This window comes from Collinsella aerofaciens, assembly GCF_001404695.1.
Classification (GTDB): domain Bacteria; phylum Actinomycetota; class Coriobacteriia; order Coriobacteriales; family Coriobacteriaceae; genus Collinsella; species Collinsella aerofaciens_E.
Map to the genome: position 1 here is coordinate 1 of NZ_CZAQ01000010.1, position 12364 is coordinate 12364.

Sequence of the window (12364 nt, forward strand, 5' to 3'; positions counted from 1 at the left end):
CCCGCCGAGAAGGCCGACGAGGATGGCACCGGCTCGCCCCAACGGCCGCGATAGATCAACTTGAGGGCAAGGGAGCGGCCGGTCGTGTCAATTCCGGTCTAACAGAGCCTTTTGTTTTTGGGCGGTTCGAGGGCCGTTTGTCTCGATCTGTAACATCTAGCAGGGATTTTTGGTCCTACCTGTTACAGATCGAGATGAACGAGCCGAGCACGTCTATGCCCGCAGGTCCTTTACGCTGGAACGCTCGACCAACACGCCCGAGACGAGCGTGCGGCTTCTGGAGCTCGGGGCTTCCAGACCTGCGACGACCTCGTTAAGCGCACGGATGCCCAGCTCGCGGTGGCGAAACTTCACCGACGTCAGAATCGAATTGGGTATCGTCTTGTAAAGCTCATCGTCGAAGCCGATCACGGACACGTCTTCGGGCACACTGAGCCCTTTGTCACGTAGAGCCATCATCACGCCGTTTGCCATGCAGTCGTTAGCAGCGAGGACCGCCGTGCAATCGGGTTTATCGGCAAGCACAAGGCCCGCGGCATAGCCACTATCCGCATTCCAATCGCCTTGCAGAGGCTCGGGCGGCTCAATGCCACGCGCCTCGAGTGCCGCACGCCAACCTTTCATACGACACTGGCTCGACAGCGATTCTTTCTTACCAGAGACGAAGTACACGTTCTTGTGCCCGTGATTCAAGAAGTACTCACACGCCATGCGCGCGCCGCCCTCTTGATCGTCACTGACGGTGGAGCAGGTAGGATGCTCCATCGGTGTGATAATCACCGTCTTGAGGTCTTTCGGCGCCTCAAAGGTATCAAAGTCATCGACCATCTGGCGCAGGTTGAAAATCATGCCGTCGACGGGAAGCTGCGACATCCTATGCGCCGCTTCGGCAAGGGTCATCTTCTCCCCCGCCCGCTTTTTGATCACCGTGAGAGCAAAGCCTCGCTCTTCGGCGGCATCGGCGATACCGTCGATCATGTCCACGGCGCCGCCCGACAAGTGGAACACCACCACGCCGATGCACCCGTAACGGCCCAACTTGAGTGAACGCGCGGCAAAGTTCGCCCGGAACCCAAGCTCCTCCATGGCCGCATGGACCCTATCGCGCGTCGACTCTCGCACACTATCGGGCTCGTTGATCACGCGCGACACCGTCTTGAGAGAAACGCCCGCGGCAACTGCCACATCGTTCATCGAGACATTTTTCTTGTCCATCGTTGCCACTACTTCTCCAGTTGGTTTTGCATCGCTTGTTTTTTGTGTTCTAGCATACACTACCTGCCCGACTGACAAATCAGCCGTTTATCGGACAATATCGACCGTTCACCCGTAAATCCTTGTTGCTCTTCCAAAAATGTCTTACGTTGTCATTAACGAAATGACAACGTTGTCATTTCGCAATGCCTTCCTTAAGCAGGAAGGTTTCCGGGCAGTCCTGACCATCCATCGACGACCAGTTCCATCCACATGCATCGCGCATCAAGCAGCAAAGGAGCTCTATGGACGCCATCGTAAAGATGCTCGAAAAGCATCAACCGTTCTTTGAGAAGATCTCGAGGAACATCTACCTCCAGGCCATCAAGGACGGATTCCTTGGGTGCATGCCCATTGTCCTCACCTCTTCGATCTTCCTGCTGATCGCCACGCTTCCCGGCGTGGTCGGCATCACGCTGCCCCAGCCGCTCCTCGACTGGTGCAACAAGCTGTACAACTTCACCATGGGCGTCATGGGCATCATGGTTGCCGGCACCACCGCCAAGAACTTCACGGCATCCATGAACCGTCGCATGCCCGCCGGCAAAGTGCTCAACGACGGTTCCACCATGGTGGCCGCCCAATGCAGTATGCTGCTGCTCGCAGTCACGCAGTTCACCACCAAGCTCGACGGCTCCGAGCTTTCGGTCTTCGATTGCACCAGCATGGGTACGCGCGGTCTGTTCTCGGCCTATATCGCCGCGTTCATTACCGTGTGGGTCTATAAGTTCTGCGTCTCGCGCGATCTGACCATCAAGCTGCCCAAGGAGGTCCCGGGCGCCATCGCTCAGAACTTCCGCGACATCATCCCCTTTGGCGGCGCCGTCATCATCTGCGGCATCATCGATGTCATCGTGCGCAACCTCATGGGCGTTCCGTTCTCCGAGCTGCTTATCAAACTGCTCTCCCCGCTCTTTACCGCTGCAGAAACCTATCCTGGCCTTATCCTTATCCAGGCAGCCACCGCGTTCTTCTGGTTCATCGGTGTCCACGGCCCCTCGATCGTCCAGCCGGGCATCGACCCCATCCGTCTTGCCAACCAGGCCGAGAACCTGCAGGTTCTGCTGGCAGGCGGCCACCCCGCCCACTCCCTCACCTTTAACATGTCGCTCGTGGGTGAGTTCGGAGGCACCGGCGCCACGTTCATCGTGCCGCTTCTGCTGATTCTCTTTATGAAGTCCAAGCAGCTCAAGGCCGTCGGTAAGGCCTCGATTGTTCCTGTTGCCTTCGCCGTCAACGAACCGCTGCTCTTTGGCGCGCCGATGATCCTTAACCCCTACATGCTCATCCCCTTTGTTACCGCCGGCTGCGTCAACGTGAGTGTTGCCAAGTTCTTTATCGATAACGTGGGCATGAACGGCTTCTCCTTCGTGGTGCCTTGGGCCACCCCCGCCCCCATCGGCATTTTCATCACCACGAACTTCCAGCTTATTGCCCTGGTATTTGTCGCGATCATCATTTTGCTGGACGCCATCATCTACCTGCCGTTCTTGAAGGCATACGATAAGCTGCTCTGCGACCAGGAGGCCGAGCGCGCCGCCGAGCTGGGTCTTGAGTCCGATGGTGCTGCCGCCATCGCCGCCAACGCCTCTGCGCCCGTTGTCGAGCAGACTACCGCTTCTGTCGAGCCGACCGCCGCTGTCGCCGACAGCAAGCCTGTCGCCGATCAGCTCGAGCCCGCCGCCGACGCATCCACCAAAAAGGACGTCGATGGCCTGAAGGTCCTCGTCCTGTGCGCCGGCGCCGGCACCTCTGCCATGCTTGCCAACGCCATCAAGGAAGGCGCTGCGCAGACCGGAGAGAACATCGCTTCCTCTGCCGGCGCTTATGGCCAGCACACTGCCATCATGGATCAGTACGACGTCATCGTGCTTGCCCCGCAGGTTCGTAGCTACTACAACGACATGAAGGCCGACACCGATCGCCTGGGCATTAAGCTGCTCGCCCCGCGCGGTAAGGAATATATCGACCTTACCCGCGACCCCGCTGGCGCCATCAAGTGGCTCCGCGAGAACCTCGACTAGTTCCTCCCTCTGTTGGTGCCCGGACCCCCAGTTTGGGCACCTCTCCCTTTTCGTATCCCACAGAAAGGATGACTCATGACCAACCCCATGCAGTTCCCCGACGGCTTTGTGTTTGGCGGCGCCACCGCCGCTTACCAGGTTGAGGGCGAAACCCGCACGCACGGCAAGGGCAAAGTGCCCTGGGACGATTTCCTGGCTGCTCAGGGTCGCTTCTCCCCCGATCCTGCAAGCGACTTCTACAACAAATATCCGGTCGATATCGACTTGTGCCAGCGCTTCGGCATCAACGGCATCCGTGTCTCCATCGCTTGGAGCCGCATCTTCCCCAACGGCACCGGCGAGATCAACCCCGAGGGCGTCGCCTTCTATCACGAGCTCTTTGCCACCTGCAACAAAGCCGGCGTTATCCCCTATGTCACGCTCGATCACTTTGATACACCCGAGGCCTTCTACCAGGGCGGCGGCGAGGGATTCCTGACGCGCACGACCATCGACGCCTTTGTCGAGTACGCCAAGTTCTGCTTTGCCGAGTTCACCGAGGTCAAGCACTGGTTTACCTTTAACGAGATTCCCGCGACCGCCGAGGGCAGCTTTATTGTTGGCAACTGGCCGCACGGCGAGAAGTATCGCCTGGACAAGGCCTTCCAGCTCATGCACAACATGATGGTGGCCCACGCCAAGGCTGTCGTCGCCTTCCATGAGGGCGGCTTTGAGGGCGAGATCGGCATTGTCCAGAACCTGGAGCCCAAGTATCCCCTCGACCCCAACAACGCCGCCGACTGCGAGGCAGCTCGCATGGCCGACGTCATCAACAACCGCTGGGTACTCGACGCCACCTTCCGCGGCCACTATGCAGCCGACACCATGGAGGCTGCGACCAAGCTGGCCCATATCGCCGGCGGCGAGCTCGACGTCCGCGACGAGGACATCGCCGCGCTGACCGCCGCGCTCCCCTACAACGATTGCCTGGGTGTCAACACCTACAAGTGCCAGTTCCTGCGTGCCGCCGAGGGCGAAAACGACATCAACCACAATGGCACCGGCGACAAGGGCTCCTCGCGCTGGTTCCTCAAGGGCGTGGGCGAGTCATGCGTGCGCGAAGGCGTACCCACCACCGACTGGGACTGGATTATCTATCCCGAGGGCCTCTACGACCTGCTGCTGCGCATTAAGAACGATTACCCCAACTACAAGAAGATCTACATCACCGAGAACGGCATGGGCTATAAGGACGACTTTGAGGACGGCTTTATCGACGACGCCCCTCGCATCGATTACATGCGCCAGCATCTCGCGTGGATCCTCAAGGCAATCGACGGCGGCGTGAACGTCGACGGCTACTTTGTGTGGTCGCTACAGGACCAGTTCTCCTGGACCAACGGCTACAACAAACGTTACGGCCTGTTCTACATCGACTTCGAGACCCAGAAGCGCTATCCCAAGGCGAGCGCGTACTGGTACAAGAACGTCGCGGAGACCGGCCTGCTCATGGCCTAATTCAAGCCGCGTACCCCCTGTCGGCCGCATGCGAATCCCTCCACGGGTTCGCATGCGGCCTTTTTTATTTTGGCTCGGCCCGAGCAGGCCGTTTGTCTCAATCTGTAACATCTAGCAGGGATTTTTGGTCCTACCTGTTACAGATCAAGACAAACGCGCGGCCCGAACTTGAAGATCTCGATCTGTAACACGTAGCCCGTTTTTTCACGTCTACCTGTTACAGATCGAGACAAACGGGTAGCCCGAAGCAGAATATCTCGATCTGTAACATCTAACCCGGTTTTCTACTCCCAACTGTTACAGATTAAGATAATTCGACGACGCCGACGTTTTAATATACCGTGGTACAATTGTGTCCCAACGCAAAGGAGGTACCCATGTCAGCTTGTGTGCCCGTCCGAGATATGAAGGACACTGCTGCATTCACCACGCTTGTTGAGTCTGAGCGCGACGTCACCGTAACTAAGAACGGCTACGAGGCCATGCACTGCATCAGCAGCGACCAGTATCGCCTCATGCAAGAAGAAATCGCCAAGGCAAAACTGCTGTCTCGTATGATGTTGGCAGAAGACGAAATATCGCAAGGCGACTACAGCGACTACGAATCCTTCGCGGCTTCGATACGAGACAAATATGGCCTATAACGTCGTAATCCTCAAAAGCGCGCGATATGAGTACGAGAGTATTGTCGGATACCTTGCTCAAATCCTCAAGAATCCGCGTGCAGCAGGCAATTTTGTCGCTGAGTTTGAATATCAGCTTGACCTGCTTCGCGAGCAGCCGCTTTTACGTCCCCTCTCGCACATGCAAGAGCTGGCGGCACGTAATTACCGATCGTTTCCCGTCAACAACTACGTGTGTCTATACAAGTTTGAGCACGAAACAATCTATATCGCCCACATCTTTCATCAGTCACAGGACTACGCCCGCCTGGTATAGCCCACAAGCTGAATACTTGGCCCGAGCGCATTTGCGTGTCATTTCACGTCACATTGACGCGTAAAATGACGCGCAAATTTTTACGTCTCATATTTTTTGACGCGTAAATGACGTTTTAACTTTTATGTGTCATTCTGCACGCCATATTGATGCAATAACCCCCGCGCCGGCAGAGGGCAGAAGCATCGCCTGCAGCGCTAGCTAGCAGATGACCTGCGTGTGTTCCTCGATGGCGGCACGATTCTCGGCGGCGATACCCGGTTCGCACACCACGGCGTCCAGGCTGTCCAAGCGGCAGAAGGTGTAGAAGTCGCGCTTGCCGATCTTGCTGGAATCGGCGATCAGATAGCGCGAGTCTGCCTTGCTAAAAGCGAGCTGCTGGATACGGCCCTCATCCATATTGGACGTAGACACGTCACCATCCAGAATGCCGTTGGCGCCGATAAACGCCGCATCGATGCCCAGCGCGCGCAGGGTATCCTCGGCCGTTGGTCCCACAAAAGCGGCGGTGCGGCGACGGTACATACCGCCCACGAGGCACAGGTCGCAGTCTTCGCGCGCCTCAAGCAAGTTAAACACCGAAAGCGAATTGGTCACGATGCGCAGGCGAAACGCCGGCAGCATCGAGGCCATCTGCTCAACCGTGGTACCCGTACCCAAAAAGATGGTCGAGCCCTCCTCGATGAGCTCAACGGCGCGGCGCGCGATCTGCAGCTTTTCCTCGGCATGCTTAGTGCGCTTTTCGCTGTGCGAATACTCGTGGCGCAACATAGCGTGGGGACGGCCCTGCGCGCTACGGGCTCCACCGTGCACGCGCTCAATCTCGCCCAGGCTCGCAAGTTCCTCAAGGTCGCGGCGAATCGTCATATCCGAGACGCCCAGCGCGTCCGAAATCTCCTTGACCGAGACCGTGCCCTGTTCCTCGAGCAGCTGCCGAACCTTATCCTGTCGTTCTGCCTTAATCACGATGAATCCTCGCCGTTCTTTGCGCGCATATCATTCAAACAGTAACGAACAAATTGTATCAGACTCGTGCGCGTCAAAAATGAACACCCGCACAGCTCCAATCATCACTTTTTTTGAGAAAAATACCCCCTGCTTTAGTGGGGTGTAGTGATAATCTCGCCTGTTCGCGCTACAGTTTGTCCGAAATACCTCGATGTTAGGAACCAAATGATCACTTCCGAGCTTTTCGGCACCGCGCCGTGCGGCACCCCCGTTCACCGTTACACCCTCAACGGGCCCGAGATCTGCGTTCGCATTATGGACTATGGCGCCACCGTGCTTGGTATCGATGTGCCCGACATTCCCGGCAACGTGCGCGATGTGGTGCTGGGCTTCGATAAGCTCGAGGATTACTTTGACAACCCCGCCTGCTTTGGCGCGACCATCGGTCCCGTGGCAAACCGCACCGCGGGTGCCACGATCACCATCGACGGCACGGACTGGCATATGCCGGCCAACGAGGGCGCCAACAACCTGCACAGCGATCTTGAGCACGGCCTGCATAAACGCGTGTGGGACGTTGAGCTCGACGAGACTCACAACGCCGTGCGCATGACCACCTCGCTTAAGGATGGCGAGCTGGGCCTGCCCGGCAACCGAACCTTTACGGCTGTGTTTACCGTTACGCGCACCGGCGTCTTCCGCATCGAGTATGGTTGCGAGAGCGACCGCGCCACCTACGTGTCCATGACCAACCACACGTACTTTAACCTTGCCGGCCATAACGCCGGCATGGACTGTGAGCACTTCTTTATCGCCAACGCTGCCCACTACTTGCCCATTAACGAGCAGAACATCCCCACCGGCGAAATCGCTCCGGTCGAGGGAACACCGTTTGACTTTCGCGAGCTGCGCCCCGTCGCACCCGGCATGGAGGCCGACGACCCGCAGATTAAGCAGGCCCGTGGCTACGATCACTGCCTGTGCATCGATGGCTATCAGTACGGCCGCAATCTGCGTCGCGCCCTACATGTCGAGGAGATGTGGACCGGTCGTGAGCTGGACTACTACACCGCCGCCCCGGGCGTGCAGCTCTACACCGGCAACTGGCTGGGCGACGAGCACGCCAAGGACGATGCCAACTATGGCTGGGGCGCCGGCTTTGCCCTCGAGGCCGAGATGTACCCCGACACGCCGCACCAGCCGCTGTTCCCGCAGGGCATTGTGGGTCCGGGTCACCCCTACAGCAATATGATCGAATACCACTTTATGAGGCACTAGGCCCACAACGCGACATCTCGCACAGCAGCGCCCGCCGGCACCACCGCCGACGGGCGCTTTGCTACCTAGTCATTGAGGACATTCTTAAATGACCAGTTGGATGGAGTCGGGATTAGAGCTGGGGAGATAGCGAATTTCCAGCTCCACTCCGAGCTTTTGCAGCTCTTTGAGGGCGGCGACATCTGCGTCGTCTACGGCGACTGCGGGCGTTATGGGGTGCTTGCCCTCCCCTACCTGCATATGGCCGATACTGATCTTGGTGATCGGCACACCGCCCTTAACCAGCGCGAGCGCATCGGCGGGCGAGGCCACCATAATCAGAATCCATTGACGCGGCGTTGCGGTATGTATGATGTCGATGGCCCTTTGCACCGAGAAAAACCGCATCCAAACGCCTTCTGGCGCCGCCACCCTCATGGGTGCCCATTGGCGCGAATCCGCCGCGATCTCATCGTTGACGATTAAGACAAGATTGGAACCCACAGTCCCGTTCCACAGCTCAACGTCTTGCCCGTAAATGAAACGGTCGTCGATACGCGTGAGAAGGATCTTGAGTTGAGCCATGGCTGCCCCATTCTGTTTGAGACCCATACGAGCGGGACGTCGGCCACCAACTCGACAGCAGGTCAAGCACCAAATGGGCACCGCAGACATCACGCCTCTAATATTAGTGCATTTAAAGTGAGAAAAGCCGTCAGAACACTTGCGCGGATGTGCGATGTCCCGTATTATAGACAGCCGTTGACGCCTCAGTTGCGTCACCACATGGCCGCCAGCGTAGCTCAGTTGGTAGAGCACCGCTCTCGTAAAGCGGGGGTCACCGGTTCGAGCCCGGTCGCTGGCTCCATTGCACAAGATAGCCGCCTTCGGGCGGCTTTTTTGTTGCCGATTTTGAGTGTGTGTACGCCAACCCAAGCATCGTCACGGCTTCAGCTCCCCTATTCATAAACAGAAAACCCCGCCAAACGTGATTCCCCTAGGGAAAACACGCTTGGCGGGGTCCTAGCGTGATTCCCCTAGGGAAATCACGCCATCAGACGAACAGCTCAGCCGGGCAGCTCGCTACTCCTCCCAGTAGGCATCTGCAAGCAGCTTAAAGCAGATCTTCTTGACCGGCTGTGCGCCATCGCCCGGGAACTCGAGCGTGGGCATGTGAGGCTCGCCGGCAACAAACAGCGCAAACTTGTCGTCAGCAAGATCGCCGGCGATTGAGGCGTCGGAATCGACCAGATCGTAGTCGTCCTTCTCGTCAAACTCCTGAACGAGCGTCAGACTGCCCGTGGCAACCTTAAAGGCCTCGCGACCCTCGACGTCAATCTGCAGGTCGTGATAGCGCTGATGCGTCTCATAGTGAGCCTCGGCCTCGAGACGCGTCGTGGGAGCCATGACGTTCGCAAAGACCTTGTCGCCCAGAATCGGATGGCTGCCGACCTCGAGCTCCGCCGGATCGTTCTCCTCGAGCCAATCGATCAGCACGTCGAGGCCCTTGAGCATTCCGCGGTATTCCTCGATATCGCCCAGTGCACCGTAAATCATCTAAATCCCCTCTCGGATCGTTTCTTTGGCGGCTACTCGGCAAACGCATTACCGACGCTGTTGCCACCCACATACGTCTCGACCAGGGTAAGGTCGGGATTGAACACGACAGTGTCGGCGTCGCGCCCCGGCATAATGCTACTGCACTTGTCGTCGACATGAGCTAGCAACCGATGCCGGGGCCGCAGCACAAGCTCCTACAGCTCGGTCACGACAACGCCGTTGTAAACCTCGTCCCAACGATCCATAACCAAGTGGCCAGTCATGGGATCCATGGCATTGAGCTTGCCGCAGGTGTTGGCGGTACGCAGCACCGTCTCGTCGTCGGCGCCGGCAGCAATCGCATGTGCGAAGCCGGCAATGGTCGAATCGCCAGAGCCCGTAGCGTTAACGGCGGGGATATCGGGGGTCTTGGCGCGGAACGCACGGCCGTTATGGAAACCAACGGAGCCGGCAGCGCCCATGGATACGACGACCCAGGGGATATCGGAGAAGCGGGCGTCAGAGGCGAGCGCGGAACGGAGCTCGTCCACATCGTCGGTGGTAAAGCTCGTGCCCAGAAGGCCGTTAATTTCGGTCAGGTTAGGCTTAACCAGCTCGGGCTTGACCTCGGACTTGAGCGCAGCCTCAAGCGAGGCACCCGAGGTATCGAGCAGCACCTTGGCGCCGGCGTTCTCGGCAATGCCCGTGATCTTGGCATAGTAGTCCGCCTCGACGCCGCGGGGCAGCGAACCCGAGATGGTAACGACATCGGCCTTGCTCGCAAGCTCGGCGAACTTGGCGGTAAAGGCATCGAGCTCCTCGGGGGCAATCGTCGGGCCGCTCTCGAGCAGCTCGGTCTGGTTACCGGCATGAAGGATATTGAGGCAGATGCGGGTCTCGCCCTTGATGGGCACAAAATCATTCTTAATGCCGTTGGCATCCATGAGCTCGGCCATATAGGCGCCCATATGACCACCAAGCAGGCCGGTTGCCACGACATCGTCGCCCAGCTGGCCCAGGACGCGGGCCACGTTGAGGCCCTTACCGCCGGCGGTCTTTTCGGGCGTCACGCGGTTGACGTCGTCGATAATGAGCTCATCGAGCTGATAGCGCGTATCGACGGACGGGTTCATCGTAACGGTGAGGATCATTTCTAGCTCCTTATCTCGCAGGCTCCTTATGCCTTGCAAAACGAATTGGCTACATGCGACTACAGAATCTCGATTGTGAACGAGCGCACGATGGTTTCTTTGGGCTTGGCGATAAGGCAGCCGCGCTTGTGCTCAAGCACGTCATCCTCATCGGAACAGGTCGAGAGGCCGCCCCAGGGTTCAACTGCCACAAAATCACCCTCGGGCTTGCTCCACACAATGAGGTACGGGAAGCCCTCAAAGCTCAGGCGAACGCCCTTGTCCTCGCCCTTTTTGGAAAGCGTGACCTGACGGCTCTCGAGCACGTCAAAGATGGTCTCCGCAAAATCGAAGAGCTCATGCGACAAAGGCAGCGTCTTTCCCACCATGGGGTTCTTGGAGCGCCTGTCCACATCAATCAATCCGGTCGAGGGAACGGCGGTGCAGAGCTCCGCAGCCTCGTCTTTCTCAAAACGCAACTCGTAGTCCGTATAGGCCTCGCCCTCGTCGAGCGGACACCTAAAGCCGGGGTGTCCACCGATAAAGAACGGCATGTCCTCGGTGCCCTCGTTAGTAACCTCATAGGAGACGCGCACGGCGGCGTCCTCGAGCGTATAGCGGGCGACAAGCTTAAACGGATACGGATAATCGCTCAGCAATGCAGCGTTATCCTCGGATGCCAGGCACATCGCCAACTCGTTTACGTTTTGGCTCAACAGCTTCCACTCCTGCTTGCGCGCAAAGCCGTGGCGGGCGAGCTTCACATGATGTCCGGCAAACGTCATGGCGCTGTTATCGCGCAAGCCTCCGCAAATCGGGAAGCAAATCGGTGCCTGGCCGGACCACACGGCGGGATCGCCCTGCCACAAGTACTCGCGACCTCCAGCCTCAATCGAGGTAAACGAGCCGCCGGCCGTGGAGACCTTGATAGAAATCGAATCGTTGGAGAGAGCGTATTCCATTGTCCATCCTTTCGAACAACTGCTTTTTGCTCGCAAGAACCCGTCTCGGCCCTGACCAAAGGACAAACCCGCACGTTCATCGATGCGTCCGGTTTCCCAGCCATGCAACGGGGTACCATACAGACATTGATGCAATTACAGCTGAAAGGCCTTCTTATGCGAACCATCATCCTTTATGCCTCACGCCACCACGGCAATACGAAAAAGCTCGTGGACGCCATCGTCGAGGCGCACCCCGAGATCGATACCCTCGACGTGAAGTCACTCGGTAAAAACGAGTACCCCGACCTGCACGAATACCATCTGATCGGCGTCGCCACGGGCATCTATTACTCCGAGATCGACAAAGATATGGCGCGCGTGCTCACGAACGTGCTGCAGCCGCAGGACAAGGTGTTTGGCCTTATGACCTACGGTGGCAAAAACAAGTGGTACGGCAAGGATATCGATGGCATCTGCCGCATGAGGCAGGCCATCTTTATGGGTGTCTACGGCTGCCCCGGCTTTGATACGTGGGGGCCGTTCAAGCTCGCCGGCGGCGTCCAGAAGGGACACCCAACTGCCGAAGAGATTAAGGGAGCCGTCGATTTCTTCGACAAAATCGAAGATGAGTACGGCGATATCATCGTCGAAGAGTACGCCAAGCGCGAGAAGCGCCTAGCATACGAGAAAGAGCATCCTGCAGGAGGCCTGGTAGCCGGCGTTAAGCGCACGGCAAAGAAGATCGCTAGCAAGCTGTAACTGTAAAGGTGCTTTTGAGCGTTTAACCCATACGGCGGGTCCGAGCAGATTCGGGCCCGCCGTCTTTTCTATC

12 protein-coding genes and 1 tRNA gene are annotated in these 12364 nt (G+C 58.0%); 7 read left to right on the plus strand and 6 right to left on the minus strand.

Annotated features, from left to right (window positions below):
* Positions 1-213 precede the first annotated feature (213 nt).
* On the minus strand, positions 214-1215 hold the full coding sequence (locus AQ996_RS03770) for a LacI family DNA-binding transcriptional regulator (protein ID WP_055251280.1): 1002 nt from the start codon (positions 1213-1215) through the stop codon (positions 214-216).
* 284 nt (positions 1216-1499) lie between these two features.
* On the opposite strand from AQ996_RS03770, the gene AQ996_RS03775 reads away from it, so the two are divergent.
* The 4 genes from AQ996_RS03775 to AQ996_RS03790 all read left to right on the plus strand — a co-directional run bounded on the left by AQ996_RS03775 (position 1500) and on the right by AQ996_RS03790 (position 5714).
* Complete coding sequence (locus AQ996_RS03775; RefSeq protein ID WP_055251186.1) at positions 1500-3278, plus strand: PTS lactose transporter subunit IIBC; 1779 nt, start codon at positions 1500-1502, stop codon at positions 3276-3278.
* Positions 3279-3353: 75 nt separating this feature from the next.
* A complete protein-coding gene (gene lacG, locus AQ996_RS03780; protein WP_216594992.1) occupies positions 3354-4775 on the plus strand; it encodes a 6-phospho-beta-galactosidase in 1422 nt (473 codons plus the stop codon).
* A 377-nt stretch (positions 4776-5152) separates the two neighbouring features.
* On the plus strand, positions 5153-5419 hold the full coding sequence (locus tag AQ996_RS03785; RefSeq protein WP_055251188.1) for a hypothetical protein: 267 nt from the start codon (positions 5153-5155) through the stop codon (positions 5417-5419).
* Positions 5409-5714 (plus strand): type II toxin-antitoxin system RelE/ParE family toxin, encoded by a 306-nt coding sequence (locus AQ996_RS03790; RefSeq protein ID WP_055251190.1) that lies wholly within the window; start codon positions 5409-5411, stop codon positions 5712-5714. The genes AQ996_RS03785 and AQ996_RS03790 overlap by 11 nt, the downstream gene beginning before the upstream one ends.
* Before the next feature lie 201 nt (positions 5715-5915).
* Here the strand turns inward: AQ996_RS03790 and AQ996_RS03795 are convergent, their stop codons facing one another.
* Positions 5916-6680, minus strand: a complete 765-nt coding sequence (locus AQ996_RS03795; protein ID WP_055251192.1) for a DeoR/GlpR family DNA-binding transcription regulator — start codon at positions 6678-6680, stop codon at positions 5916-5918.
* Positions 6681-6887: 207 nt separating this feature from the next.
* Here AQ996_RS03795 and AQ996_RS03800 point away from each other — a divergent pair, with 207 nt between their 5' ends.
* Positions 6888-7940 (plus strand): aldose epimerase family protein, encoded by a 1053-nt coding sequence (locus AQ996_RS03800; protein WP_055251194.1) that lies wholly within the window; start codon positions 6888-6890, stop codon positions 7938-7940.
* Positions 7941-8024: 84 nt separating this feature from the next.
* On the opposite strand, the gene AQ996_RS03805 is transcribed toward AQ996_RS03800, so the two are convergent.
* A complete protein-coding gene (locus AQ996_RS03805) occupies positions 8025-8504 on the minus strand; it encodes a PTS sugar transporter subunit IIB (RefSeq protein ID WP_055251195.1) in 480 nt (159 codons plus the stop codon).
* 207 nt (positions 8505-8711) lie between these two features.
* Here AQ996_RS03805 and AQ996_RS03810 point away from each other — a divergent pair.
* Positions 8712-8787 (plus strand) — tRNA-Thr (locus AQ996_RS03810).
* A gap of 215 nt (positions 8788-9002) precedes the next feature.
* On the opposite strand, the gene AQ996_RS03815 is transcribed toward AQ996_RS03810, so the two are convergent.
* From AQ996_RS03815 to AQ996_RS03825, 3 genes are all read right to left on the minus strand, one after another.
* The gene (locus tag AQ996_RS03815) at positions 9003-9476 is read right to left on the minus strand and encodes a NanQ anomerase/TabA/YiaL family protein (protein WP_055251197.1); all 474 of its coding nucleotides are present in this window, start codon (positions 9474-9476) and stop codon (positions 9003-9005) included.
* 197 nt (positions 9477-9673) lie between these two features.
* Positions 9674-10609 (minus strand): hexose kinase, encoded by a 936-nt coding sequence (locus tag AQ996_RS03820; RefSeq protein WP_055251199.1) that lies wholly within the window; start codon positions 10607-10609, stop codon positions 9674-9676.
* 59 nt (positions 10610-10668) lie between these two features.
* Positions 10669-11550, minus strand: coding sequence for an aldose 1-epimerase family protein (locus AQ996_RS03825; RefSeq protein WP_055251201.1), 882 nt, complete (start codon positions 11548-11550; stop codon positions 10669-10671).
* A 156-nt stretch (positions 11551-11706) separates the two neighbouring features.
* On the opposite strand from AQ996_RS03825, the gene AQ996_RS03830 reads away from it, so the two are divergent.
* Positions 11707-12291 (plus strand): flavodoxin domain-containing protein, encoded by a 585-nt coding sequence (locus tag AQ996_RS03830; protein WP_253274599.1) that lies wholly within the window; start codon positions 11707-11709, stop codon positions 12289-12291.
* Positions 12292-12364: the final 73 nt, after the last annotated feature.